The following is a 25,100-nucleotide window of genomic DNA, read 5'->3' as shown; positions in this document are numbered from 1 at the left end:
AAAGCCCCTTCGTGTCGTCGTTGCCGGCCTCGGCAACATGGGCCGCAGCCACGCGCTGGCCTATCACAACAACCCCGGCTTCGAGATCGCAGCCCTGGTCAACCGCTCCGACGTGCCGCTGCCCGAGGGCATGGAAGGTTACGGCATCCAGCGCTCCTTCGAAGGCGCGTTGCGTGAACTCAGACCAGACGTCGCCTCGATCAACACCTATTCCGACAGCCATGCCGATTATGCCGTCAAGGCGATGGAGATGGGCTGCCACGTCTTCCTGGAGAAGCCGCTGGCAACAACGGTCGCCGACGCCGAGCGGGTCGTCGCCTGCGCCAAGGCCAATGGTCGCAAGCTGGTGATCGGCTACATCCTGCGCCACCACCCGTCGTGGATGCGCCTGATCGGCGAAGCCCGTGCGCTTGGCGGTCCCTACGTGTTCCGCATGAACCTCAACCAGCAGTCCTCGGCCCACAAGTGGGACACCCACAAGCAGCTGATGAAGACGACCTCGCCGATCGTCGACTGCGGCGTGCACTATCTCGATGTCATGTGCCAGATCACCGATGCCAACCCGGTCGAGGTGCGTGGCATGGGCCTGCGCATGACCGACGAGATCGCGCCCGACATGTACAATTACGGTCACCTGCAAGTGCTGTTCGGCGACGGTTCGGTCGGCTGGTACGAGGCCGGCTGGGGCCCGATGATGTCGGAGACGGCGTTCTTCGTGAAGGATGTGATCTCGCCCAAGGGCAGCGTCTCGATCGTCGTCAACGAGGCGGCCACCAAGTCGGACGACGTCGATTCCCACACCAAGACAAGCATGATCCGCGTCCACCGCGCCGAGCTCGGCGCAGACGGCAGCTTCGTCCATGCCGACGAGGACCTGTCGATGAAGGACGAGCCGGGCCATCAGGGCCTGTGTGATCGCGAGCAGGCCTTCGTGCTGAAGGCCATCCGCGAGGACATCGACCTAACCCGCCACATGGACGATGCCGTCAAATCACTGCGCGTGTGCCTCGCCGCGGACGAAAGCGTCCGCACCGGCCGCCCGGTCAAGCTTTAACAGGAAGGAAGACCTGTGGGTTCTCTCAAGATCGAAAACGTCAAGAAGTCCTTTGGCCCGGTCGACGTGCTGAAGGGCATCGACCTCGACGTCAAGGACGGTGAGTTCGTTGTCTTCGTCGGCCCGTCGGGCTGCGGAAAGTCGACGCTGCTGCGCATCATCGCCGGCCTCGAGGACGCGACCTCGGGCAATGTGCTGATCGACGACGCCAGGGTCACCAACGCCCCGCCGTCGAAGCGCGGCATCGCAATGGTGTTCCAAACCTACGCGCTCTACCCACATCTCACCGTGCGCGACAACATGGCGCTCGGCCTCAAGCAGGCCGGCACGCCGACGGCCGAGATCGACAAGCGCATTGCCGCTTCTTCGGCCATGCTGTCGCTGGAGCCCTACCTCAAGCGTCGTCCGGCCGAACTCTCCGGTGGCCAGCGCCAGCGCGTTGCCATCGGCCGTGCCCTGGTGCGCGAGCCCAAGCTGTTCCTCTTCGATGAGCCGCTGTCGAACCTCGACGCCGCCCTACGCGTCAACACGCGCCTCGAGATCGCCCAGTTGCACAACCGCCTCAAGGCGACGATGGTCTACGTCACTCACGACCAGGTCGAGGCGATGACGCTGGCTGATCGCATCGTCGTGCTCAACGCTGGCCGCATCGAGCAGGTCGGTGCGCCGATGGAGCTCTACAACAAGCCGGCCAACCTGTTCGTTGCCGGTTTCATCGGCTCGCCAAAAATGAACTTCATCGAAGGCGCTCGCCTCGGCGAAACCGTCAAGACGGTCGGCGTCCGCCCCGAGCACATTTCGGTCAGCCAGACCGAGGGCGCGTGGAAAGGGACGGTGGTCCATGCCGAGCATCTCGGCGCCGACACCAATGTCTTCCTCGAAACCGAAAAGGCCGGCCTCATCACCATTCGCCTGTTCGGCGAGTACCAGACCGGCCCCGGCGCCACGCTTTATGCGACGCCCGAGCCAGCCCGCACCTATCGCTTCGGCGAAGACGGGAAGGTTCTGGGCTGACGATTTGATGCGGCGGGGAGGGCGGCTACCCCCTCTCCGTCACGGCTTCGCCGTGCCACCTCTCCCCCACTCCATGGGGGCGAGGAAACGCCAATCTCGAAGGGCGCAATCTGCCAGAACTCGGTTCCTCGCCCCCTCGACGGAGAGGCGGTTACCGCCGCCTCAGATGGGCAGTCGCTTCGGCATCCACCCCATCATTCCCAATCACCACTCCGAACATGTCAGCCGCCTGCTCGCGTATGTAGTAGCCGAGCCGGACATCACGCAGCACCAGGTCGGGATCGCGCTCCATCGGATCGCCATAACCGCCGCCGCCCGGCGTGCCGACCGACACGCGGTCGCCTGATTTCAGCGGAATGTCCTGCTCCTTGGACAGATGCGGCGGCACATGCGCCGCGCCGTCGCGAAACACCGTCACCGAATTGACCATGCCATCGCGCCCGCCGAGTGCGCCCTGCGGGCCGGTGCGGCCATGATCCATGACAAAGGAAGCGCGCGCCGCGCCACGCAGCAGCTCGATCTCGTAGGCGAGGCCAAAGCCGCCGCGCTGTTTGCCGGCGCCGCCAGATCCCTCGCGCAAGGCATAGTGTCGGTAGAGCACGGGATAGGCCTGTTCCATGATCTCGACCGGCGGCGATTTCGAGATGCCGATGGTCGAACAGCCGTTCGACAGCCCGTCATGACTTGAATTGCCGCCATAACCGCCGCCCGAGATCTGGTACATGACATAGTCGCGGCCGCGCGCCGGATCATTGCCGCCGAGCGCGAAATTGCCGCTAGAACCGGCGGGCGCCGCCGTCACCTTGTCGGGAGCCGCCTGCACCATGGCGGCGAAGACGGCCTCGGCGATGCGCTGCGACACTTCCGCCGCGCAGCCCGAGACGGGGCGAGGGTAGCGCGCATCCAAGAACGTGCCCTCCGGCCGCTTGACGATCAACGGCTCGAAGGCGCCCGCGCTGATCGGCACATCGGGAAAGATGTGCCGCATGGCGAGATAGACCGAGGACAATGTCGTCGCCAGAACGCTGTTCATCGGCCCGGCGCAAGGTGCGGACGAGCCGGCGAAGTCGAAGGTCAGCGTGTCGCCGGCCTTGGCGATCGACAGCGCGATGGTCAGCGGCGCATCGACAACACCGTCGGAATCGACGAAGGCCTTTGACCGGTAGATGCCGTCGGGCAGGGAAGCGATATGCGCCCGCATCTGTTCCGCCGCGCGCCGGCGCAGTTCGGCGATCGCCGCCGTTACGGTGTCATCACCGTAACGATCAAGAATCTGGAACAGCCTGTGCTGGCCGACATGGAGCGCCGCCGCCTGGGCGCGGATGTCGCCGATGCGCTGGTCGGCCACCCGGATGTTCGAACAGATGATGGCGTAGATCTCGGGGTCCATGGCCCCTTTCTTGAACAGTTTGACCGGCGGCAGGCGCAGGCCCTCCTGTTCCACTGCCGTCGCCGAGGCGGAAAAGCCTCCGGGCACTGCGCCGCCGATATCGGGCCAGTGGCCGGTGTTGGACAGCCAGCAGAAGATTTTTCCCGCGCGCCAAACCGGCATGGCAAAACGCACGTCCATCAGATGCGTGCCGCCGAGATAGGGGTCGTTGACGACATAGATGTCGCCTGGTTCGGGCGGCAGTACGCGCCGGTCCGCTATCATCTCGATGATGGTTTTCGTCGAGTGCTGCATGACGCCGACGAACACCGGCAGCCCTTGCGACCCTTGCGCGATCAGCGCCCCGTCGACCGCCGAGTAGATGCCGTCAGAGCGGTCGTTGGCCTCGGCGATGACCGGCGAAAACGCTGCGCGCGAAAACGTCAGGTCCATCTCGTCGCAGGTTTGCTGCAGTGCCGCCTGGATGACGGAAAGCGTGATGGCGTCGAGGGTCATGGCGCCTCCACCTCGACGATGATGTTCCCATCCCGGTCCGACCGGGCCCGGTCGCCCGGCTCCAGAACCGTCGTCGCATCCATCTGTTCGAGGATCGCCGGTCCCAAGATCTCGGCGTCGAGCGGCAGCTTCTCCCTGAGATAGACCGGCGTGTCGTGCCAACTGCCGTCGAACCATACCGGGCGCACCTCGCGCAGCGCTTCCGCCAGCGTCGCCGCCCGCCCAGCCGGATCGATCAGGCGGCTGAGGTCGACCTCGGGGCGGGCGCCGGTCACCGATGTGTTGAGGTTGACGAGATTGGCGCGGATCTCCGGCAGTTCGACCTTGAAACGGGCGAAATAGGCCTTCTCGAACAGCGCTTGCAACGTCGCGCGGTCGACATCCGCCGAGGGTAGCGGCACGTTGACGATGTGCGTCTGCCCGACGAATTGCATGTCGGCGGAGTGGCTGACGCGAATGCTCTTCGGCCGCACCGCCTCCTGGGCGATCAGCGCCTCGCCTGCCGTCCGATGCCCGGCGAGAATGTCCCGCGCCCGCTGCTCGTCGAGCAGCGCGACGGGCTGGTTGACCGTGTTGACGAAGTCGTGGCGCAGATCGGCGACGACGCAGCCGAGCGCATTGGTGATGCCGGGCCGCGCCGGCACCAATATGCGGGGCAGGCCGAGTTCTCGAGCCAGCGCAGACGCATGCAGTGGACCGGCGCCGCCGAAGGCAAACAGCGTGAAGTCGCGCGGGTCGTGGCCGCGCGACACCGACACCATGCGGATGGCGCCTGCCATCTTCATATTGCCGAGCCGCAGCACCGCCCCTGCCGCCGAAACACCGTCGAGGCCGGTCGACTTGCCGATCCTGTCGGCGAAGATTTTCCGCACCGTCTCGACCGTCACCGGTGCGTCGACGGCAAGCAGCTTCTTCGGGTCGAGCCGTCCGAGCACGAGATTTGCGTCAGTGATTGTCGGTTCGGCGCCGCCGCGGCCGTAGCACACAGGTCCGGGATTGGCGCCGGCGCTCTCCGGCCCGACCTGGATCAGCCCGGAGGCGTCGACACGCGCGATCGAGCCGCCGCCGGCGCCCACGGTGTGCACCGCCACCATCGGCACATGGATCGGCATCGCATATTCGATCTCGATCTCGTTGGAGACCGCGGGCTCGGCATTGAGGATCAGTGCGACGTCGGTTGAGGTGCCGCCCATGTCATAGGTGACGAGATGCCCGAAGCCGGCACGCCGTCCGGTATGGGCTGCGGCGATGACGCCGGAGGCAGGCCCCGACATGACGGTCTTTGCCGCCTCGCGGGTGACGAAGCGCGCCGAGATCATGCCGCCATTGCCGTTCATGATCAGGAAGTCGCGGCCATAGCCGCGCTGGCCGAGTTCGTCGCGCAGTCGCCCGACATACCGTTCGAGGATCGGCTGCACAGCGGCGTTGACCGAGGCGGTGACCCCGCGTTCGAATTCGCGCGCTTCCGACAGCAGCGAATGCCCGGTCGTGATGTGGCCATTTGGCCAGGTCTCCGCCGCGATCTCCGCGGCGCGTCGCTCATGCGCAGGGTTGGCGTAGGCATGCAGGAAATGGATGACCAGCGCCTCGCAACCAGCGGCGACCAGCTGACTGACTGCCTGCCGCAGCTCGTTCTCGTCGAGCGACTCGCGCACCCGCCCCGAGGCTTCGACGCGTTCGGTAACCTCGAGCCTGAGATTGCGCGGGATGACAGGCACGAACACGCCGGTCATGCCATAGGGCTGCGGCCGGGTCCGCCTGCCGAGTTCGATCACGTCGCGAAAGCCGCGCGTGGTGATCATGCCGGTTTTGGCCAGCCTGCGCTCGAGGACTGCGTTGGTGGTGGTGGTCGTGCCATGCACGATGAGGTCGATGTCGGCGACCGGAAAACCGGTTGCAGCGAGTGCCGCGATCACGCCATGGGCCTGGTTTTCGACAGTTGTCGGTGTCTTGGCGATGCGGACTGTCCCGCCATCCCTGCCATCGATCAGCAGCAGGTCGGTGAAGGTGCCCCCGACGTCGATGCCTGCCACGACATTTCCCGCCTGTGCGGGAATATTCTCGTCCATGGACTAATCCCGAAAAGCCCGGACTACGTTCCTGTGCCAGTTTAGAAAGGCGTTTTATGCCACAATCTTGACGCTGATATCATTTGTATACTAATTAATAAGCCGAACAAGGTCCCATTATTTGCCTGTATTTCCGCTGCGCGCCGGGTCTGGAAACGTCGCCGCGCCGGGCGAGAGGTTTGATCGATGAACACCGCAGCAGCGCTGAAGACGGCCGAAGCCAAGCCGCTTCAGTTCCCAATCCCTGCCAATGTCTACGCCGAAACGGTCGTTTCGGTGAAACATTACACGGATCGCCTCTTTTCCTTCCGCATCACCCGGCCGCAGTCGCTGCGCTTCCGTTCGGGTGAGTTCGTCATGATCGGCCTGCCCAATGCCGAAAAGCCGGTCTACCGTGCCTATTCGGTGGCAAGCCCCTCCTGGGACGACGAAGTCGAGTTCTTCTCGATCAAGGTGCCGGATGGTCCGTTGACCTCCGAGCTGCAGAAGATCGTTCCCGGCGACACCGTGCTGATGCGCCAGAAGTCGACCGGCACGCTGGTGCTCGACGCGCTGACCCCGGGCAAGCGCCTGTTCATGATCTCGACCGGCACCGGCATCGCGCCCTTCGCCAGCCTGCTGCGCGATCCCGACACCTATGAACGCTACGAGCATGTCTTCCTTACCCACACCTGCCGCGACGTGGCCGAGCTGACCTATGGCCAGGAACTGGTCGCCAATCTCGAAAGCGACCCGCTGATCGGCGAGCTGACCCATGGCCGCGTCACCCTCTACAATTCGACGACGCGTGAGGAATCCGAGCGCATGGGCCGCATCACCGCGCTGATCGCGTCGGGCAAGTTTTTCAGCGACCTCGGCATCGACAAGCTCGATCCCGAGACCGACCGCATCATGATCTGCGGCTCGATGCACATGCTGAAGGACGTCAAGGAACTGGCCGAGAGCCTCGGCTTCGTCGAGGGCTCGCTGCATGAGCCGGGCAGCTTCGTCGTCGAGCGCGCCTTCGTCGGCTGATGCTTCTCTTCGCGCCGGGTCGCTCTGTCGGTCCGGCGTTTTGACCATTCGGTCAAGATAGTCCGCGCCGTTTCGATTTTTTCGTCTATCTTCCACCCCGGGACTCGTGGAGCTTGGCACCACGGGCTATTCTTGTTTGTGCCGCGACGAAAGCTTGGCTTTTCGTCGACGGCGCCTGAGATATCGCGCCGACAACAAGGCGTCCGGAGGAGGCAGTAACATGAGCGGCAAGCTGCGCGAAGCCGAGAATCCGTCATCCGCCACCGTTACACCCTTGCCGTCGCGGATGGCCGCGAATGCCGCCGACACGCACGCCATAGTCCGCAACCCCGGCATGGCGCTGGATCTTAGTTTTCTGGAATCGATGCGTTGCGTCAACCGCTCGGCGCTGGAGCGCAGGGTCGGCACGCTGACCAAGCGGCGCTCGATCAAGGCCGACAACCAGGCGGCGTGGCTGTTGCGGTCGATCTCGCTGATGGACCTGACGACGCTCAACTCCAACGACACCGACGAGCGTGTGCGCCGGCTCTGCGCCAAGGCGCTGAACCCGCTGCGCCGTGACCTGACCGAGGCGCTGGGGCTGGGCGATGTGCTGATCCGCCCGGCGGCGGTCTGCGTCTATCATCCGTTCGTCGCCACTGCTGTGGAAGTGGTGAAGGGCTCGGGCATCCATGTCGCTGCGGTGTCGACGGCCTTTCCGCATGGCCTGGCACCCCTGTCGACACGTCTTGCCGAGATCGAGGCGTCGGTATCAGACGGTGCCGACGAGATCGACGTCGTCATTCCGCGCGGACTGGTATTCGGTGCCAGGTGGCAGGAGCTCTATGACGAGATCAAGCAGATGCGTGCTGCCTGCGGCGAGGCCCATCTCAAGGTCATCCTGGGCACCGGCGATCTGGCGACTTTGCGCAATGTCACGCTGGCCTCGATGGTGGCGATGATGGCGGGTGCCGACTTCATCAAGACCTCGACTGGCAAGGAAAGCGTCAACGCGACGCTCCCCGTTGGCCTTGCCATGGTCAGGGCCATCAGGGCCTATCACGAGCAGACCGGCTATCTCATCGGCTTCAAGCCGGCCGGTGGCATCTCGACAGCCAAGGTCTCGCTCGACTGGCTGGTGCTGATGAAGGAAGAGCTCGGCCGGCCCTGGCTCGAACCGGAGCTGTTCCGCTTCGGCGCCTCGAGCCTGTTGACCGACATCGAACGCCAGCTCGAACACCACGTCAGCGGCCGCTACTCGGCCAACCACCGCCACGCCATGGCGTGAGGGGCTCGCCCCCAACCCTCCCCCTTGTGGGAGGGTCGCGCCGCAGGCGCGGGGTGGGGTGAGAGCCCGACAGTAGACCAAGTTTTGTACGTGTTTCCGAACAACGACCCCCACCCGGCCCTTCGGGCCACTCTCCCCACAAGGGGAGGGTAAGGGAGAGCCTCTCATGAACATTCTCGAACGATACCACGCCATGGATTATGCCCCAGCCCCCGAGGCCCGCAGCGAAGCCGATGCCTGGCTTGCGGCCCGCGATTTCTCTCGAAGGCGCTGTTCATCGCAGGCGACTGGCGCGCCGGCATTGACGGCAAGAGCTTCGACACGTCCGATCCCTCTGATGGCAAGCTTCTGGCCAAAGTGTCGGACGCCTCTGCCGCCGACATCGAGGCGGCCGTTGCCTCAGCCCGCAAGGCATTGCCCAAATGGAGCGCTGCCTCGGGTTACGAGCGGGCCAAGGTGCTTTATGCCATCGCCGCGCCATGCAGCGCCACCAGCGCCTGTTTGCGGTGCTGGAAAGCCTCGACATGTGGCAAGCCGATCCGCGAAAGCCGCGACATCGACGTGCCGCTGGCGATCCGCCACTTCATCCACCATGCCGGCTGGGCCCAGTCGCTGGACAAGGAATTCCCCGGCCGCAAGCCGGCCGGTGTCGTCGGCCAGATCATCCCGTGGAACTTTCCGCTGCTGATGCTGGCCTGGAAGATCGCACCCGCTCTTGCCACCGGCTGCACCGTTGTCCTGAAGCCGGCCGAGTTTCACGCCGCTGACGGCCATTCTCTCTTCGCCGAGATCTGCGAACGATCAGGTGTGCCCAAGGGCGTGGTCAACATCGTCCAGGGCGGACCCGAGGCAGGGGTGGCGATCGTCAACCATCCCGGCATCGACAAGATCGCGTTTACCGGCTCGTCGGAGGTCGGCAAGATCATCCGCAAGGCAACGGCGGGCAGTGGCAAAAAGCTGTCGCTGGAACTCGGCGGCAAGTCGGCTTTCATTGTCTTCGAAGACGCCGATCTCGACAGCGCCGTCGAAGGGCTTGTCGACGGCATCTGGTTCAACCAGGGCCAGGTCTGCTGTGCCGGCTCGCGGCTTCTGGTGCAGGAGAGCGTAGCCGAAGCCTTCATCGCCAAGGTCAAGACACGGATGAGCCGCCTGCGGGTCGGTTCTCCGCTCGACAAGAACACCGACATCGGCCCGCTGGTCGACAAGACCCAGCTCGACCGGGTCAGGCGCCTTGTCGAGGAAGGTGCAAGACAGGGGCGGTCTGCTGGCAGCCCGACCAGGACGTGCCATCATCAGGCTATTATCACCTGCCGACGCTGGCGACCGGTGTTGCACCCGCCAACATCCTCGCCCAGGAAGAGGTGTTCGGTCCGGTGCTCGCCACCATGAGCTTCCGCAACACCGAAGAGGCGGTCGAGCTTGCCAACAACACCCGTTATGGCCTTGCCGCCTCGGTGTGGAGCGAGAACGTCAATCTGGCGCTGCATGTCGCCCCGCAGCTCAAGGCCGGCGTGGTCTGGATCAACGGCACCAACATGTTCGATGCTGCCTGCGGTCGGTGGCTACCGCGAGTGGCTTTGGCCGCGAGGGCGGGCGCGAGGGGCTGGAGGAATATCTGGCGCCGAGCGAGCCGCATGGCCCTGTCATCAAACAGGCGGCAGCACCGAAACAGGCCGCGCGCGACACCAGCGAGAACCAGGCCATCGACCGCACCGCAAAGCTGTTCATCGCAGGCAAGCAGGTGCGCCCCGACGGCAACTATTCGCTGCCGGTTCTGACCTCCAAGGGCAAACTCGCGGGCGAGGTCGGCTTGGGCAGCCGCAAGGACATCCGCGACGCTGTGACAGCGGCGCGCGCCTGCAAGGCCTGGCCGGAGGCGACCGCCTACAACAGGGCCCAGGTGCTCTATTACCTCGCCGAGAACCTGTCGGGCCGTACGGAAGAGTTTGCTGCCCGCATCGTCGAACTGACCGGTGCCGGCCACAAGGCTGCCAAGGCAGAAGTCGAGGCCTCGATCGAGCGGCTGTTCTATTATGCCGGCATGACCGACAAGTTCGAGGGCAGGGTGCACCAGCCGCCGGCGCGCACCGTCACGCTTGCCCTGCATGAACCCGTCGGCGTCATCGGCATCGTTGCCCCTGACGATTCACCGCTGCTCGGGCTGATCTCGCTGCTCGCCCCGGCCCTTGCCATGGGCAACACCACCGTCGTGGTGCCGTCCTCCATCGCCCCGCTCGTGGCCACCGACTTCTACCAGGTGCTCGAGTACTCAGACGTCCCTGCCGGTGCGATCAACATCGTCACCGGCCATACGGCGGAGCTTGCGGCAGTGCTTGCCAAACATGACGACGTCGACGGCCTGTGGGTCGTCGCCGAGGCCGAGATCTGCGCCAAAGCGGAGGCTGAATCTGTCGGCAATCTCAAGCGCGTCTGGACCGGCCACGGCCGCAGCCTCGACTGGCCGACCGCCCAGGGCGAAGCCTTCCTCCGCCGTGCCGTCGAGGTCAAGAACGTCTGGGTCCCATACGGCGACTAGGGGAATAGGGGAATAGGGGAATAGGGGAATAGGGTTATCGCCTTCCCTTACTCCCTTACTCCCTTACTCCCTTGGCCCTCAGCTTATCTTCGTCAGCAGCTGCAGCAGCGTCTCTGCGTCCTTCGCCGACAGCGGCGACAACGTCTCCTCGGTGATCGTCCGCGCCCGCGGCAGAAGCTCGACGATGAGGCGCTGGCCCTCGTCGGTCAGCTTGACCATCAGGCGCCTTTTGTCGACCTCATGTTTGGCCAGCTGCACCAGCCCACGTGCCGCGAGCCGGTCGATTACGCCCTTCACGGTCGCCGCATCCATGGCGATCAGGCCGCCCAGTTGGTTCTGCGAGGTTTCGCCGACGTCGCGCAGCTTGGCGAGCGCGGCGAACTGCGGTGGCGTCAGGTCGGCAATATGCGTCGCGAAGATCGCGACGTGACGCTGGTTGGCCTTGCGCAGGACAAAACCGATCTGTCCCTGGACCTGGTAGGTACCTTCGGTGGTTTCGGGGCTCATCGCAAGCCATCCCAGGCCTTGATGTCGGAGGCCTTCAATCCACCCATGCGGTCGTGAATGCGCGGCCCCGAGGTCATGACCAATGCAAAGACGATCTCGTCCGGTCGCGGTCCGTCGGGCACCCCCACTTCCATGGCATCGAAATGGCTGCGCACATAGGCGGCGTTGACATGGCCGATCGGCACGTCGAGCCGCGCGCCGAAAGCACCCAGCTTCTTGGCCGAGGGCACGATCGCCTTGGCTTCGCCAAGCCGCTCGCGCATGGCGTAACCGCCGGGCACATGCCACAGCGCGCCGTGTTCCAGTTCGCCGGCCGAGCCGACAATGGCGCCTTTGCCATAACCGTCGATGGCCTTCGCATCGCCGCCCAGCGACGCGATCAGCCGGTCGGACAGCATCAGCCCGAGCGGTTTCAGATCCTCCATCGCGCTCTCAAGCTCTTCGACATAGCGGCCGGCGAACGGGTTCTTCACCACCGCAAGCGCTGCCGCTCGTCGTCGGGGGATATGCGCGGGTGGCCCTCCGTCGTGCAGGATTTCCTCGATCGTTACAGCGATCTTCCGGATCGGAAAGTCAGGCATGGACAGGTTCCCCCCTTGTCACACCATCGGTTACGGCAAGCTCATGCGTGCCGCTTATGCGGGTTCGGCCTCCTAGGTATAGAGCTGCAGTCTGGATCGACCCTTGCCGCCGCAAGGATTCGGCCACGGAAAATCCGGCGTCGAGCGCCGCCTCGATGTCGGCGGGGGCAAGCGGTGCGACATCTGTCGTCACCAGCCGGTCGCCAAGGTCGCTGTCGGGCGCCAGGTCGCACGCTGGCCTGCGGTGGATGGCCGTGTGGCCGGGCAGGTCGACAGCGTTGGCGATCAGCGTCGCCGCAGCATCGGCCGCGGCCGCGTTTGCCGCGAGCACCGTTACAGCGTCGGCGATGCCAAGCGAAAAGCTGCGGCCGCGCCAGCCGCTGGTGGCGATGCCGCGCACTGCGTCCGGCCAGTGGATCGTCAGCCTGTCGGCCAGGCCGTGGCCCGTGCCGGCAATCGCCACCGAGAATTCCTGGCCAAGGGCGATGTGCAGGGCGATGTCACCGCCATTGTTGACATAGGCGCGCTCGATTGAACGCCCGGCGATCATCGCGGCCATCATCTCGTCGGCGACAGAACCTGCGACGGCGGCCATCGGTGTGATGAACTGCCCAGCCAAAGGCGCGACGGCGGCTTCCATGCGCCGCGCCGTTGGTCCGTCGAAGTCGCGGGGCCTTGACGATGCCGGGCGGCGCAGTTGGGCAAGCTCCTTGACCAGCTCGTCCAGGATGGTCTGGAAGCGTTCCGCCGCCTGTTCGTAAGCGGCGCGCACCTCGCCGGTCTCGCCAAATGCCTCGACGATCAGGTCGATGGGGCCATGATTGAAATGCAGGCGGTGCTTGTCGGGCAGCCAGGAGATTTCGGGTCCATTCATTGCGACCCGCCCGGCGCCGTCAGGCGCAACTGCGCCAGCGGTGGCCAGGGGTTGTCGGTCCCGGCCGCTTCCGTCGCCCGTTCGTTGAGATACTCGCCGCCGCGCGCCAGCACGTCGTCAATGCTCCTGATCTCGCCGTCATAGCCGCCCAATGCCAGATAGTCGTCGCGCCGCAAGGTGAATTCGATCGGCGCCACCAGCGCCGGTGTCGGCACATAACCGAAAGCGTTGTCGGGCACCCTTGTCACGTCGACCATCAGCGTGATGCCGCCGCCCGGCCAGACATAGACAGGCGCGCCGCCGACGGTGACATAGGTCTTCAGCCCTTGCACCGAACGCGTCAGGTTGACCGGGTTTTCCGTCACCCCGGCGCGCAGGCTGCCGCCGGCGCCGCCGACGAACAGCACGGTACACAAAGCCGGCTCACAATTGTCCTCGATCAGCCCAACCGACTTGCGCAAGCGGTCCGGGAACGGCTTCTTGACCGGCATCAATTCGTCGTTGAGCTCGTAATAGGCGAACTGCTCGCCCGTCGTCGAAACCATCAGCAGCGACAGGCCGGGCCGCGCGCCTTTCTTGGCATTCCATTCGCCCAGGATCTCGAGCGGGTCGGAGATGCTGGTGCCGCCCCAACCGAGGCCCGGCTCCGACACCTTGAAATAGCGCCCCGGCGTGGAGCGGCGGCCGAGGATCTTGATGCCGGTCTCCTCCCAGCCAAGCACCTTGCCGGCCTGGTGCTCGGAGACGACGCCAGTGATGTGGTCGTCGACGACAACCACCTCGTCAACGAGCCCGCGCCATTGCGTGGCGAACATGCCTATGGTCGCCGAGCCGCAGCCGACGCGCATGCGGTGTTCGGTCGTGCCATCGATAACAGGCGGCTTGCCAGCCTCGACCACGATGGCGGCGCCGCCGTCGATGCTCAGCTCGACGGGCTTCTTGTTGCAGAGGTCGAGCAGCACCGCGCAGGTCACCCGGCCTTCGCTCTTCGAGCCGCCGGTCAAATGGTGGACCCCGCCGAGCGACAGCATCTGCGACCCGTATTCGCCCGTCGTCACATGGCCGATGGCCTCGCCCTGGGCACGCACCGTCGCCGTCTCGGGGCCGAGATGGCGGTCGGTGTCGATCTTCACCTTGACGCCGCAATAGGAGAAGATGCCCTCGGTGACGACGGTGACGAGATCGACGCCTGCGAGCTGCTGGCTGACGATGAACGGCGCCGGCTTGTAGTCGGGATAGGTGGTGCCGGCACCGATGGCGCTAACGAAGCGCCGCCCGGTGTTGACCAGTTCGCCATCCCACGCCTCGCCGCTGAAAGGCACCACGGAATTGCCGCTTTCGACCGCGAAATCGAGCACGCGGACGGGGTCGGCACGCACGATCATGCCGCCGAAATTGCCGTAGCGGTCGCAGGCGCCGGTGTGCCCTTCGGCGATGTAGCACATCACGGGGCAGGCATCGCAGCGCAGCTTTTCGCCCGCCGGCCTGTCGCCAGCCGGGTGTGTCTCGAAACGCTCGGAAAGCTCGTTCATCGACGTGCCTCCTCGATTGCGGCCAGGATTCGCGACGGCGTTGCCGGCACCTTGGTGATCTCCACTCCGATGGCGTGGCGGATGGCGTTGAGGATGGCGGGCGCCGTCGGGATCAGCACATGCTCGCCCAAACCCTTGGCACCAAAGGGTCCTTCCGGGTCCGGAACTTCCACCAGTATGGTTTCTATCGGCGGCACGTCACCGATCGTCGGGATCAGGTAGTCGTGCAGGTTCTCGGTACGGCCGGGAATATATTCTTCCATCAGCGCCATGCCGATGCCCTGGGCGATGCCGCCCTCGATCTGACCTTCGGCAAGCAGCGGGTTGATCGCCCGGCCGACGTCATGCGCCGCGGTGATCTTGATCAGCCTCACGGTGCCAAGCCTCATGTCGACCTCGAGCTCGGCGATCTGCGCGCCATAGCCGTAGACGGCATAAGGTTTGCCTTGGCCCTTGGCATCGAGCGTCGTCGTCGGCGGGTCGTAGCTTTCCTCGGCCGCGAAAACGAGGCCGTCCTTGTCCACGTCGAGCAGCGTCAGATCGATGCGCCGCCGCTCGCCGCCCTCATGCACCAGGAGCAGTCCGCCCGGCAAAAGCTGCAGCGACGCTTTGGCCGAGACATTGGCAAAGCGCAGGATGCCGTCTCGCAAGGCTTTCGCGGACTTTTCCGCCGCTTTTCCCGAGACGTAGGTCTGCCGCGACGCCGAGGTCTTGCCCGCATCAGGTGTAACAGCCGTATCGGCACTTCGAAGCACGAAATCGCCGAGCGGCAGGCCAAGCGCGTCGGCGGCGATCTGGGCGATGACGGTGTTGGCGCCTTGGCCGATGTCGACCGCGCCCTGGTGCAGCACGACCTTGCCTTCGGGCGAGATGCCCAGCTTGATTGTCGAGGGGTTGGGCAAAGACGTATTGCCGCAGCCATACCAGCACGAGGCGATTCCGACGCCGCGCTTGATCTTGCCGTTGGCCGCGTTGAAAGCGTCCGCTTCGGCCAGCGCGCGTGTCCAGCGCGGGCTCAGCGCCTCAAGGCAGGCGCCGATGCCGACACCGGTGTCGAGCCGCTGCCCGGTCACTGTTTCGGAGCCGTTTCGAAGAGCATTTTTCAAGCGTATCTGCAACCGGTCGAGGCCAAGCTTGTCGGCCAGTTGGTCGAGCAGCGTCTCTTGCATCAGGGTAGCCTGCGGCACGCCGAAACCACGGAACGCGCCCGACACCGGGCCATTGGTGTGGATGGCGCGAGCGATGGCGCGGTAATGCGGCGTGGCATAGGGCCCGGAGGCATGCACCGGCACGCGATTGGCGACGGTCGGGCCGAAGCTGGCATAGGCACCGGTGTCGAACTCGCCATCGAACACCATGCCGCGAATGGTGCCGTCGGCATTGGCGCCGATCGTTGCCTTCATCGCGGCCGGATGGCGCTTCGTCGTCGAGGCCATCGATTCGGTGCGGCTATAGGCAAGGGCTGCCGGGCGCCCTGTCTTCAGTGCCACCAGCCCGATCAGCGGTTGCAGCGAAACGTCGATCTTGGAGCCAAAGCCGCCGCCGGTCGCCGTCGGCAGGATACGCACTTTTTCCACCGCGAGACCAAGGATACGCGCGGTTTCGTCGCAATCCAGATGCGGTGCCTGAGTGCAGGCGGCGATCGTCAGCGTATCGCTGTCCATCAATGCATAGCCGGCTTCCGGTTCGATGTAGGCGTGCTCGACATAGGAGGTCTGCATGCTGCCGGAGACCACGCATGCGGCCTGCGCCAGGGCACTTTCCGGCTCGCCGCGCTCGACAAGACCGCGCACCAGCAGGTTGTCGGGTCGGTTGGCATGGACCAGCACTGCGCCTTGCGCCTGGGAAATGGCCGGCTCCAGTGCTGCCGGCAATTCGCGCCAAACGACGGGAAAAGCCGTGATGTCGACGTCACGCGCGGCCCAGCCTTCGCAAGCGACAAGCGCCACCGCCTCGCCACGGAAACGTGTCTCGCTCTCGGCCAGTGCCGGCTGGTCGGCATAAGGCGGGATCACGCCGAAGCTGTTGATGCCGGGGATGTCGCCGGCGGTGAAAACCGCAACGATGCCCGCATTGCCTGCGACATAGGCGTCGAGGTCGCCGAACGAGAATGCGGCTCGGTTATGCGGCGAGCGGATCACCAGCACCGCCAACGCATCGGCGGGAAATGAATCGGCGCCGAATTTTTCGCTGCCAGTCACCTTCGGGATGCCGTCGAGCCTGACGGGCGAGGCGCCTACGGCCGAACCAGCCGGGGGCATGCGAAAATCAAGGGATGGTGGCAGCATAACGTGCCATGCCTCCATCACCGCCTCGACGATCTTGCGATAGCCGGTGCAGCGGCACAGGACCCCGCCGAGCGCGTCCTGGACCTGTTGTTCGCTTGGGCGCGGCTCCCGTTCCAGCAACGCAGTTGCCGTCACAAGCAGTCCGGGTGTGCAGAAACCGCATTGCGCGGCGCCATGTGCCAGGAACGACGCCTGCAGCGCCGAGAGGTCGCTGCCCCCCAACCCTTCCACGGTGCGGATCGAAGCGCCTTCGACCGAGGCCATCGGCAGCAGGCAGGCGCAGACGGGCTCGCCGCCAAGCAGCACGGTGCAGGCGCCGCAATCGCCGGCGTCGCAGCCGACCTTGGTGCCCGTCAGCCTGAGGTCGTCGCGCAGTACCGACGACAGCCGCCGCATCGGCGCAGCGGACACCGACACGGAGGCGCCGTTGACAGTGAAGCTGATCGGCGCCCGGTCGGTTTTCATGCCGCCGTCCGTCTCTGCGAGCCATGTGTTGCAAGCAGAAGCGCCCGCGCCACGATTTCGCGCGCAGCACTTCGCCTGTATCCGGCACTGCCGCGCACATCGTCGATTGGTGACAATTCATCCAATCCGGCAGCTTGCACTGCGGTTTCGGCGACCTCCGGCCTATGCCCGACAAGTGCCGCTTCCAGCGCGTGCAGCCGTCGCGCCACGGCCGAGCACGACCCCACCGAAATCGCCGCGCTTGCGATCCGCCCGTCCGTACCGAGCACGACCCTGGCCGCCGCCATGGCGATCGAAATGACCAGATAGCGCCGCGCACCCAGTTTGACGAAGGCCGAGCCGCCGCCAGTGCTGGCCTTGGGGATGCGCAGCGCCGTCACCAGCTCGTCCTCGCGCAGCTTGGTTCGGCGGTTGCCTATGATGAACGCGCCAAGCGGCAAAATGCGCATCTCGTGGCGCGACCGCAGCTCGACCTCGGCGTCGAGGATCATCAGCGCCGGTACCCCATCGGCGGCCGGTGAGGCGTTGCATATGTTGCCGGCTATCGACGCGACATTCTGGATCTGGACCGATCCGACTTCGCGCGCTGCCTGTTTCAGCGCGTCGAAGGCCGGCGGCAGCGGCGCCTGGATGATCTCGGTCCAACTGGTGCGCGCACCAATGACGAAGTGATTGTCGCTTTCGGTGATGCCGCGCAGTGCGCCGATGCCATTGATATCGATTACATCGAAATAGAGAGGCCGGTTGCCAAGAGCGGGATAAACGTCCGTCGCACCCGCCAACACTCGCCAAGAGCCCTCGCTGAGCAGCGCCAGCGCCTCGTCGAGTGACTTGGGTTTCGCGTAACGGGTCACGCAATGCCTCCCGGCGGTTGCCGGACATTTTCATTCGTACACAAGTGATAACCTGCCGCGATCTTTTGTCAAAGCCTGGCTTTACTTCGCCGGAACACTTCCCGGTGGGATCGCGCTTGGCCAAGTTGCCGGTTGACGCAAGGCGCCATCTGGTCGAATTTCGGCGGCCTGCTGCCAAGGCGGTACCAATTGGATCAAAATGGAGCCCGTATGGCCACGGATGCGCTTATCGTTGTCGACCTTCAAAACGACTTTTGCCCCGGCGGTGCGCTTGCCGTGAACGGCGGTGACGAGATCATCCCGCTGGTCAACGACCTCATCCGCAATAGCGAGCATGTGCTTTTGACCCAGGATTGGCACCCGGCCGGCCATTCGAGCTTCGCCTCAAGCCATCCCGGCAAGCAGCCTTTCGAAAGTGTCCGCATGTCTTATGGCCCCCAGACGCTGTGGCCGGATCATTGCATCCAGGGCAGCCGCGGCGCCGATTTCCACTCCGGGCTTGCCTGGTCCAAGGCCGAACTGGTTATCCGCAAGGGGTTTCGTCCGAACATTGACAGCTATTCGGCGTTCTTCGAGAACGACCGCTTCACCCCGACCGGGCTTGCCGGATATCTGCGCGAACGCGATGTCGCTTCGATCACGCTTGTCGGCCTCGCCACTGACTTCTGTGTCGCCTATTCCGCGCTCGACGCGGTCAAGCACGGTTTTGCCACCACGGTGCGGCTCGATGCCTGCCGGGCGATCGATCTCGGTGGCTCGCTCGATACGATGATCGGCAAGATGCGCGACGCCGGCGTCAAGCTGGTCTGATTTGCCGCGACTCGGTAGCATCAGGCGCTGCCGTGACGAATCTCTAACAGAATGCCCGGTGCAAACGCCGGCTCCGGGAGAAACTATGAAGAGTTCGCGTCTTGCGGCAGCGTCACTGGCGTTGGCCGGCCTGTTGTTGAGTGCGGGCTCGGCGCTGGCCGTTGAGCAGGGCCTGCCCGGCGCGTCGATGTCGCTGCTGTGGGCACTGCCCTTTGCGGGATTGCTGCTGTCCGTCGCCACCGGGCCGCTGCTCTATCCGCATCTCTGGGAGCACCATTACGGCAAGATCACCGCCGGCTGGGCGGCGCTGGTGGTGGTGCCGATGGCGCTGTCTTTCGGCTTCGACGTCTCAGTCGAGGCCGTGCTGCACACGCTGCTGCTCGAATACATGTCCTTCATCATTCTTTTGTTTGCCCTTTTCACCATCTCGGGCGGCATCCTGGTCGCAGGCAACATCCAGGGCACGCCGCTCATCAATGCCGGCCTTCTGGTCATTGGCGCGTTGCTGGCCTCCGTCGTCGGCACCACCGGCGCGTCGATGATCATGATCCGGCCGGTGATCCGCGCCAACGACAACCGGCCGTTCAACGCCCATGTCATCGTCTTCTTCATCTTCCTGGTGTCCAACATCGGCGGCTCGCTGACGCCGCTCGGCGACCCACCGCTGTTCGTCGGCTTTCTGCGCGGCGTAGACTTCTTCTGGACGTCAGTCCATCTCTGGCGCGAGGCGCTGCTGGTCGGCGGCATCGTGGTGGCCGCCTTCCTCGCCGTCGATTGGCACTTTCACCGGCGCGAGTCCGGGCAGCCCAAGGTCAAGGACCCGACACCACATTCGAAGGTGCGCATCCGCGGACTTGCCAATATCGCTTTGCTCGCCGGTGTCATCGCCGCGATCCTGATGTCGGCGTCATGGAAGCCCGGCGTCGCGTTCTCCGTCTACGGCGTCCATGTTGAACTTCAGAACCTCGTCCGTGACGCCATCTTCCTGGCATTGGCCTTCGTGTCACTGGCGGTCACCCGCAAGGAATACCGCGCCGCCAACGGGTTTTCATGGGGTCCTATTCTCGAAGTGGCCAAGCTGTTTGCCGGCATCTTCATTTGCATCGTGCCCGTCATCGCCATCCTGCGCGCCGGGCTAGATGGGGCTTTCGCGCCGCTGGTGGCGCTGGTCACCGGACCGGGCGGCGAGCCTGACAACCTCGCTTATTTCTGGCTGACGGGCGCGCTGTCGTCCTTCCTCGACAATGCGCCGACCTATCTCGTCTTCTTCGAGCTTGCCGGCGGCGACCCGCAGGCGCTGATGACGACCTTTGCCACCACACTGGTGGCGATCTCCGCGGGCGCGGTGTTCATGGGCGCCAACACCTACATCGGCAACGCGCCGAATTTCATGGTCTACGCCATCGCCCGGGAAAGCGGGGTCAGGATGCCCGGCTTTTTCGGCTACATGCTGTGGTCGGGCGCGGTGCTGATCCCGACCTTCCTGATCGCGGGGTTTGTGTTCTTCGCCTAACCCACGCCGACATAGCGCCTGACCATCCCAGGATCCTCGCGCAGCCGCCCCACGTCCACCGTCTCGCGGTTGCGACCGTTCTCAATGAAGGCGACGCGATCGGCGACAGGCAGCACGGCGTCGACGCGCTGTTCGACGAGAATGGTCGAGACACCGCGCTCGCGCAGCCTGGCCACGGTTTCGCGGATCTTGGCGATCATCGACGGCATCAGCCCTTCGGTCGGCTCGTCGAGCAGCAGGACATCGGGTTCAACACACAGCGCGCGCGCCATGGCCAGCATCTGCTGCTCGCCGCCCGACAACGTGCCGGAGCGCTGCTTCAGCCGGTCGCGCAACAGCGGGAACATGTCGAGCACGCTGTCGCGCACCGCCTTGCCCCTGTTGCGGGTCATCAGGCCGATCTCGATGTTTTCGGCGACGGTCAGCTCGGCAAACAGCCGGCGCCCTTGCGGCACATAAGCCACACCCGCCTTTGGCACCTCGTGCGCAGGGAGCTCGGTCAGCACGCGTTCGCCCAGCCTGATCGAGCCCGCACGCGCCGCCACCAGCCCCATGATCGCCTTCAGCGTCGTGGTCTTGCCGGCGCCGTTACGGCCGAGCAGGCACAGCACCTCGCCCTTGCGCAGTTCGAGGTCGAGGCCGTGCAGCACCTGCACTTCGCCGTAAAAGCAGTCGAGGCCTGATATCGTCAGCGCCGCATTCATGCTTCGGCCTCCTGAGCGGTGCCGAGATAGGCTTCCTGCACGGCGGCGTTGGCGCGGATCTCGGCCGGGCTGCCTTCGGCGAGGATCCTGCCGGCATTGAACACGCTGATGCGCCGGGCCAGCTCCATGACAACGGGCATGTTGTGCTCGATCAGCAGGATGGTGGCGTCACGGGCGATCTCGCGGACCAGGGCGATGAAGCTCTCGATCTCGCCGTCCGACAGGCCCTGCGTCGGTTCGTCGAGAATGAGCAGACGCGGCCTGAGCGCCAGGCCCATGGCCACCTCGAGCAGCCGCTGGTGGCCATAGGCCAGAGCGCCGGCCTGCTCATGCGCGCGGCCAGCGAGGCCGACGCGCTCCAGCGCCTCCATCGCCCCTTGCCGCACCGCGCCGCGCGACCGGCCGTCGGTCAGTGTGCGCTGTACCGGCAGGGCGACGTTGTCGTAGGCGCTGAGATTGGCGAAGACGCTGGTGATCTGGAAGGTATAGGCGATGCCGCGCCGGACCCTGAGATGCGCCGGCATGGCGGTGATATCCTCGCCGTCGAAGACGATACTGCCTGAGGTCGGTGCGTAGCGGCCGCAGACGAGGCTGACGAAAGTGGTCTTGCCGGCGCCGTTGGGCCCGATGACCGCCCTGATCTCGCCCGGCTCAAGCGAGAAGTCGACATTGTCGACGGCGCGCAGGCCGCCGAAATGACGCGACAGACCCTTGGTGGTCAGAAGCGCCGTCACGGCAGCCACCCGAGCCAGCGGTCGCGCAGCGTGCCGAGAACGCCCTTGCGGAACCAGAGCACCAACAGGATCAGCATTGCGCCGACAATAAGCATGTAGGCCGAGGTGTAGCTGCTGGTGATGTCGATCACGTAGTACATGAAGAGTGTGCCGAGCAGCGGCCCGAGTGTGGTCGCGGCACCGCCGAGCAGCACCCAGAGCAGCGGCAGGATCGAATATTGCACCGAGGCGAATGTCGAGCCGACATAGCCGAACAACAGCGCATAGGCCGCCCCGGCCGCGGCACAGATGACGCCCGACGTGACGACTGCCGTCAGCTTGTTGGCGAAGGTGTCGTAGCCAAGCATCTTCGCGCGCTCCTCGTTTTCGCGGATGGCGACCAGCACCCGGCCGTGACGTGAGCGGACGATGGCGAGCGTTGCGAACAGGGCGGCCGCGAACAGCGCCACCGCCGAGAGATATCGCGTCGCCGGATTGGTCAGGTCGAGCGTGCCGGTTCCCAAAGTGATCTGCCGCGCCTGCTGCTGCAGCACCAGCCCCTCGTCGCCGCGGGTCCATTCGCCGAAATAAAGCGTGGTGAGATAGAACACCTGGGCAAACATCATGGTTACGATCATGAAGGCGACGCCCGATGTCCTGAGCGCCAACAGGCCGACGACCAGCGACACGGCCAAGCCCGCACCGATGCCGCCGGCAAAGGCCGGCACGACGCCCCAGCCAAGATGATAGAGCGGCAGCCCGGCGCCATAGAGCCCGGCGGCGAAGAACATGGCGTGGCCGAGGCTCAAGAGCCCGACATAACCGAACAGAAGGTTGTAGCCCATGGCGAAGACGGCGAGCACCAGCACCCGCGCCAGCACGCCATGGTGATATTCGGGCAGCAGGAAGTTAAGCGCGACGAGCAGGGCGATGACCACTGCATGCAACACGTAGACCCTGGCGGTCGCCCCGTCGCCGCTCATTTCGTCGCCGTTCCGAACAGGCCCTGCGGCCGGAACACCAGCACCATGGCGACGACGAGCGTGGCGATGATCTTGGCCAGGGTCGGCGAGAAGAACACCGAGATAATGCCGTCGGATACGCCGATGAGAAGGGCGGCAATGACGGTGCCGCGCAGCGAGCCGAGGCCGCCGATGATGACGACGATGAACGACAGCAACAGCGGGTCGAGACCCATCAAATAATGCGCCTGCTGGATCGGCACGATCAGCACGGCGGCGATTGCCGCGAGCATCGCGCCAAGCGCGAACACCGCGCCATAGACGCGTCCGACCGGGATGCCGAAGGCCTGAGCGGTCTCACGGTCGTATTGCGTCGCCCGCATGACAAGGCCGATCCTCGTGCGGGTCAGCACGAGCCAGGTGGCGAGCAGCAAAAGCGCCGAGGCGGCGATGATCGACAGCTTGTAGCCGGAGTAGCCGAACCAGGGCAGCTGGATTCGGATGTTGAAGGGCGACGTCACCGGCCGCGCCTCGGGGCCGTAGAAGGTCAGAGCCAGCTGCTGGATGATGTAGAGCAGGCCGATGGTGGCGACGATGGTGGCTTCCGGGTTGTAGTCGAGCCGGCGCAGGACAAGCCGCTCAGATATCCAGGCGATGAAGCCGACGATCAGCGGCGACAGCACCAGGGCTGCGGCGAAGCCGAGAGCTGGGTGTCCACCAACGGCTGTGGTGATCGCCCATGCGAGCACGGCGCCGAGCATGAAGAATTCGCCATGCGCGACATTGACGATGCGCATCACGCCGAACACCAGCGACAGGCCAAGCGCTGTCAGCGCCAGCACTGCCGAGGTGACCAGGCCTTCGAGCGTGGCAAGCAGGAGATGCGGGAAGAAGGCCACTAGCCAACCCACCTGGGTTGCGCTTTGTCGCACCCCCCTCTGGCCTGCCGGCCATCTCCCCCACAAGGGGGGAGATCAGCTTTCTTACACCCTTTCGCCTGTCGCGACCGTTGCAAGACGCGAGCGAGGCCCGAGCTGCTGATCTCCCCCCTTGTGGGGGAGATGGCCGGCAGGCCACAGGGGGGTGGGAAGGAACTCAACCTAGGGAGCATCCGGTAAGGCTGCTCACAACGGCTGCGTCGTGTAGTCCGCCTCCGGCTCGTACAGACCGTCCTCGATCGAGGTCCGGTGGACGACGTTGAGCTTGCCGCCTTCGACCTTGGAGATGTTCTGGTGGCCGAAGACCTGGTGGATCTTGCCGTTGAACGTCTTGTCGCCCTGCGGGTGCTCGGGACCTTCCTTGAACGCGGTCAGCGCCTCGGTCGCCTCGACAAGCTTGGCGCGGTCTTCGGGCCCCTTGTAGCCTGAATCCTCCATCGCCTTCTTGATGACGTAGAGCGTTTCCCAGCAGCCGAACATGTGGGCGGCGGTCGAGACGTCCTTGGCATCCGTCGTCGAGGCGCCGTTGTCGTCGATGCCGACGGCGGCGCGATACGCCTTCTGCGCCTCGCTGTCATTGGCTTGGGCGTAGCGCGGCGAGCCTTCCCAGAAATGGCTGCCGTCGAGGAATTCGAGGCCCGGGCTGTTGATGTCGACGGCCTCGAGCGAGTCGATGAAGCCGAACAGCTGCGGCTTGGTCGAGCCGTAGAATTCGCCGAGCTCCTTGACGAAGGTCAAAACGCCTGGGCCGACCATGACGTGGTACAGCACCTCGGTGTCGGCAGGGATCTGCGGCAGGTATTTGGTGAACGAGCTTTCGGTCGGTGGGATCGGGATCTGGGCGACGACCTCGCCGCCCTGCGCCTTGATGGCGGGCGCGAAATAGTCGCGATGGTCGTAGCCGAAAGCGTAGTCCGGATAGATCATCGTCACCTTCTTGCCGAGGTTGGCCGCGACCCAGGGCGCGACCGAGGTGACCTGCGAGCGCACATCGGTGATGCCGGGCTGGAACACCCAGCGGTTCAGCTTGCCCGAGGCGACGTGATAGCCTTCGCTGACGACATAATAGGGGATCTTGAGCTCGCCGGCGGTAGGCGCCGAGCCGACGACGACATGCGAGAACAGCGTGCCGAAGACGATGTCGGTCTTGTGCTGGCTGGCGAATTTCGCCACCACTTCGGCGCCGCGCTTGGGGTCGGTGCCGTCATCCTCGACAATGATCTCGACCGGCCGTCCGTTGATGCCGCCGGCATCGTTGATCAGCTTGACGGCGGCGTTGGTGGTCTTTTCGTACCAGCGGCCATAGGCAGCGCCGATGCCGGTGCGGTGGGCCTGGAAGCCGATCTTGATCGGAGCGGAGGATTGCGCCTGTGAGTAGCGTACGAAACCCGGGGCTGCCATCAGGCCGGCGCCGGCGGCGATGCCTTTCAGCGCCGTGCGGCGGCTGAGGCGCGATTTTCCGAGGTCGAAGAAGCGATTGCTGTCAGTCATGCCCTGTCCCCTTGCCGTGTCCTTTGACC

General features: G+C 65.0%; 21 protein-coding genes and 1 pseudogene. 9 read left to right on the top strand and 13 right to left on the bottom strand.

Annotated features, from left to right (window positions below):
- Positions 1-37: 37 nt before the first annotated feature.
- Both SLT36_RS02005 and SLT36_RS02000 read left to right on the top strand, forming a co-directional pair.
- Positions 38-1,054 carry a Gfo/Idh/MocA family protein gene (locus SLT36_RS02005; RefSeq protein WP_432288217.1) on the top strand — a complete coding sequence of 339 codons (1,017 nt, stop codon included), beginning with the start codon at positions 38-40 and terminating at the stop codon, positions 1,052-1,054.
- Between the two features lie 15 nt (positions 1,055-1,069).
- Positions 1,070-2,068 carry an ABC transporter ATP-binding protein gene (locus SLT36_RS02000; protein ID WP_067955250.1) on the top strand — a complete coding sequence of 333 codons (999 nt, stop codon included), beginning with the start codon at positions 1,070-1,072 and terminating at the stop codon, positions 2,066-2,068.
- 151 nt (positions 2,069-2,219) lie between these two features.
- Here the strand turns inward: SLT36_RS02000 and SLT36_RS01995 are convergent, their stop codons facing one another.
- The gene (locus SLT36_RS01995; RefSeq protein ID WP_432285590.1) at positions 2,220-3,953 is read right to left on the bottom strand and encodes a hydantoinase B/oxoprolinase family protein; all 1,734 of its coding nucleotides are present in this window, start codon (positions 3,951-3,953) and stop codon (positions 2,220-2,222) included.
- Positions 3,950-6,022: a hydantoinase/oxoprolinase family protein gene (locus SLT36_RS01990; RefSeq protein WP_432285589.1), complete on the bottom strand. Its 2,073-nt coding sequence runs from the start codon at positions 6,020-6,022 to the stop codon at positions 3,950-3,952. The genes SLT36_RS01995 and SLT36_RS01990 overlap by 4 nt, the downstream gene beginning before the upstream one ends.
- A 186-nt stretch (positions 6,023-6,208) precedes the next feature.
- Between SLT36_RS01990 and SLT36_RS01985 the strand changes: the two genes are divergently transcribed.
- The 5 genes and pseudogenes from SLT36_RS01985 to SLT36_RS01965 all read left to right on the top strand — a co-directional run bounded on the left by SLT36_RS01985 (position 6,209) and on the right by SLT36_RS01965 (position 10,839).
- Positions 6,209-7,036: a ferredoxin--NADP reductase gene (locus SLT36_RS01985; RefSeq protein ID WP_432285588.1), complete on the top strand. Its 828-nt coding sequence runs from the start codon at positions 6,209-6,211 to the stop codon at positions 7,034-7,036.
- A 220-nt stretch (positions 7,037-7,256) separates the two neighbouring features.
- Complete coding sequence (gene deoC, locus SLT36_RS01980) at positions 7,257-8,303, top strand: deoxyribose-phosphate aldolase (RefSeq protein WP_432285587.1); 1,047 nt, start codon at positions 7,257-7,259, stop codon at positions 8,301-8,303.
- A 183-nt stretch (positions 8,304-8,486) separates the two neighbouring features.
- A complete protein-coding gene (locus SLT36_RS01975) occupies positions 8,487-9,692 on the top strand; it encodes an aldehyde dehydrogenase family protein (RefSeq protein WP_432288215.1) in 1,206 nt (401 codons plus the stop codon).
- A pseudogene (locus SLT36_RS01970) lies at positions 9,611-9,790 on the top strand (aldehyde dehydrogenase family protein); the annotation flags it as partial. The gene SLT36_RS01975 and the pseudogene SLT36_RS01970, both read left to right, overlap by 82 nt.
- A 71-nt stretch (positions 9,791-9,861) precedes the next feature.
- Positions 9,862-10,839 (top strand): aldehyde dehydrogenase family protein, encoded by a 978-nt coding sequence (locus tag SLT36_RS01965; protein WP_432285586.1) that lies wholly within the window; start codon positions 9,862-9,864, stop codon positions 10,837-10,839.
- Between the two features lie 78 nt (positions 10,840-10,917).
- Here SLT36_RS01965 and SLT36_RS01960 read toward each other — a convergent pair whose 3' ends face one another.
- From SLT36_RS01960 to SLT36_RS01935, 6 genes are read right to left on the bottom strand one after another with little or no spacing between them, the layout of a single operon-like run.
- Positions 10,918-11,346, bottom strand: a complete 429-nt coding sequence (locus SLT36_RS01960) for a MarR family winged helix-turn-helix transcriptional regulator (RefSeq protein ID WP_192319329.1) — start codon at positions 11,344-11,346, stop codon at positions 10,918-10,920.
- Complete coding sequence (locus SLT36_RS01955; RefSeq protein WP_432285585.1) at positions 11,343-11,927, bottom strand: amino acid synthesis family protein; 585 nt, start codon at positions 11,925-11,927, stop codon at positions 11,343-11,345. The genes SLT36_RS01960 and SLT36_RS01955 overlap by 4 nt, the downstream gene beginning before the upstream one ends.
- Positions 11,920-12,801 carry a UPF0280 family protein gene (locus SLT36_RS01950; protein WP_432285584.1) on the bottom strand — a complete coding sequence of 294 codons (882 nt, stop codon included), beginning with the start codon at positions 12,799-12,801 and terminating at the stop codon, positions 11,920-11,922. Before SLT36_RS01950 ends, SLT36_RS01955 begins: the two co-directional genes overlap by 8 nt.
- Entirely contained in the window at positions 12,798-14,333 is a 1,536-nt protein-coding gene (locus tag SLT36_RS01945; protein WP_432285583.1) for a 6-hydroxynicotinate reductase, read from the bottom strand. Before SLT36_RS01945 ends, SLT36_RS01950 begins: the two co-directional genes overlap by 4 nt.
- Positions 14,330-17,086, bottom strand: a complete 2,757-nt coding sequence (locus SLT36_RS01940) for a molybdopterin-dependent oxidoreductase (RefSeq protein ID WP_432285582.1) — start codon at positions 17,084-17,086, stop codon at positions 14,330-14,332. The genes SLT36_RS01945 and SLT36_RS01940 overlap by 4 nt, the downstream gene beginning before the upstream one ends.
- Positions 17,083-17,940 carry an FAD binding domain-containing protein gene (locus SLT36_RS01935; protein WP_432285581.1) on the bottom strand — a complete coding sequence of 286 codons (858 nt, stop codon included), beginning with the start codon at positions 17,938-17,940 and terminating at the stop codon, positions 17,083-17,085. The genes SLT36_RS01940 and SLT36_RS01935 overlap by 4 nt, the downstream gene beginning before the upstream one ends.
- Positions 17,941-18,150: 210 nt before the next feature.
- On the opposite strand from SLT36_RS01935, the gene pncA reads away from it, so the two are divergent.
- Together pncA and SLT36_RS01925 are read left to right on the top strand one after the other, a co-directional pair.
- Positions 18,151-18,750 carry a bifunctional nicotinamidase/pyrazinamidase gene (gene pncA, locus SLT36_RS01930; protein WP_432285579.1) on the top strand — a complete coding sequence of 200 codons (600 nt, stop codon included), beginning with the start codon at positions 18,151-18,153 and terminating at the stop codon, positions 18,748-18,750.
- A gap of 85 nt (positions 18,751-18,835) precedes the next feature.
- The gene (locus SLT36_RS01925; RefSeq protein WP_432285578.1) at positions 18,836-20,263 is read left to right on the top strand and encodes a sodium:proton antiporter; all 1,428 of its coding nucleotides are present in this window, start codon (positions 18,836-18,838) and stop codon (positions 20,261-20,263) included.
- Here the strand turns inward: SLT36_RS01925 and SLT36_RS01920 are convergent.
- The 5 genes from SLT36_RS01920 to SLT36_RS01900 form a co-directional block, all read right to left on the bottom strand.
- A complete protein-coding gene (locus tag SLT36_RS01920; RefSeq protein WP_432285577.1) occupies positions 20,260-20,967 on the bottom strand; it encodes an ABC transporter ATP-binding protein in 708 nt (235 codons plus the stop codon). The genes SLT36_RS01925 and SLT36_RS01920 overlap by 4 nt on opposite strands.
- Complete coding sequence (locus tag SLT36_RS01915; protein ID WP_432285576.1) at positions 20,964-21,701, bottom strand: ABC transporter ATP-binding protein; 738 nt, start codon at positions 21,699-21,701, stop codon at positions 20,964-20,966. The genes SLT36_RS01920 and SLT36_RS01915 overlap by 4 nt, the downstream gene beginning before the upstream one ends.
- Positions 21,698-22,663 carry a branched-chain amino acid ABC transporter permease gene (locus SLT36_RS01910; RefSeq protein WP_432285575.1) on the bottom strand — a complete coding sequence of 322 codons (966 nt, stop codon included), beginning with the start codon at positions 22,661-22,663 and terminating at the stop codon, positions 21,698-21,700. The genes SLT36_RS01915 and SLT36_RS01910 overlap by 4 nt, the downstream gene beginning before the upstream one ends.
- Entirely contained in the window at positions 22,660-23,541 is an 882-nt protein-coding gene (locus tag SLT36_RS01905) for a branched-chain amino acid ABC transporter permease (RefSeq protein ID WP_432288214.1), read from the bottom strand. The genes SLT36_RS01910 and SLT36_RS01905 overlap by 4 nt, the downstream gene beginning before the upstream one ends.
- Before the next feature lie 225 nt (positions 23,542-23,766).
- Entirely contained in the window at positions 23,767-25,071 is a 1,305-nt protein-coding gene (locus SLT36_RS01900) for an ABC transporter substrate-binding protein (protein WP_182575106.1), read from the bottom strand.
- Between the last annotated feature and the right edge of the window lie 29 nt (positions 25,072-25,100).

It is taken from the genome of Aminobacter sp. BA135, assembly GCF_050859125.1.
Classification (GTDB): domain Bacteria; phylum Pseudomonadota; class Alphaproteobacteria; order Rhizobiales; family Rhizobiaceae; genus Aminobacter; species Aminobacter ciceronei.
The sequence above is the reverse complement of the archived record's forward strand: the minus strand, read 5'-3'. Positions and strand labels throughout refer to the sequence as shown.

What these genes read in the sequence shown, in the direction of transcription:
- SLT36_RS01990 (WP_432285589.1), bottom strand. Translation starts at nt 6,022, where the DNA reads ATGGACGAGAATATTCCCGCACAGGCGGGAAATGTCGTGGCAGGCATC.
- SLT36_RS01955 (WP_432285585.1), bottom strand. Translation starts at nt 11,927, where the DNA reads ATGCCTGACTTTCCGATCCGGAAGATCGCTGTAACGATCGAGGAAATC.
- deoC (WP_432285587.1), top strand. Translation starts at nt 7,257, where the DNA reads ATGAGCGGCAAGCTGCGCGAAGCCGAGAATCCGTCATCCGCCACCGTT.
- SLT36_RS01910 (WP_432285575.1), bottom strand. Translation starts at nt 22,663, where the DNA reads ATGAGCGGCGACGGGGCGACCGCCAGGGTCTACGTGTTGCATGCAGTG.
- SLT36_RS01940 (WP_432285582.1), bottom strand. Translation starts at nt 17,086, where the DNA reads ATGAAAACCGACCGGGCGCCGATCAGCTTCACTGTCAACGGCGCCTCC.
- SLT36_RS01945 (WP_432285583.1), bottom strand. Translation starts at nt 14,333, where the DNA reads ATGAACGAGCTTTCCGAGCGTTTCGAGACACACCCGGCTGGCGACAGG.
- SLT36_RS01985 (WP_432285588.1), top strand. Translation starts at nt 6,209, where the DNA reads ATGAACACCGCAGCAGCGCTGAAGACGGCCGAAGCCAAGCCGCTTCAG.
- SLT36_RS01900 (WP_182575106.1), bottom strand. Translation starts at nt 25,071, where the DNA reads ATGACTGACAGCAATCGCTTCTTCGACCTCGGAAAATCGCGCCTCAGC.
- SLT36_RS01950 (WP_432285584.1), bottom strand. Translation starts at nt 12,801, where the DNA reads ATGAATGGACCCGAAATCTCCTGGCTGCCCGACAAGCACCGCCTGCAT.
- SLT36_RS01925 (WP_432285578.1), top strand. Translation starts at nt 18,836, where the DNA reads ATGAAGAGTTCGCGTCTTGCGGCAGCGTCACTGGCGTTGGCCGGCCTG.
- SLT36_RS01995 (WP_432285590.1), bottom strand. Translation starts at nt 3,953, where the DNA reads ATGACCCTCGACGCCATCACGCTTTCCGTCATCCAGGCGGCACTGCAG.
- SLT36_RS01960 (WP_192319329.1), bottom strand. Translation starts at nt 11,346, where the DNA reads ATGAGCCCCGAAACCACCGAAGGTACCTACCAGGTCCAGGGACAGATC.
- pncA (WP_432285579.1), top strand. Translation starts at nt 18,151, where the DNA reads ATGGCCACGGATGCGCTTATCGTTGTCGACCTTCAAAACGACTTTTGC.
- SLT36_RS01920 (WP_432285577.1), bottom strand. Translation starts at nt 20,967, where the DNA reads ATGAATGCGGCGCTGACGATATCAGGCCTCGACTGCTTTTACGGCGAA.
- SLT36_RS02005 (WP_432288217.1), top strand. Translation starts at nt 38, where the DNA reads ATGGGCCGCAGCCACGCGCTGGCCTATCACAACAACCCCGGCTTCGAG.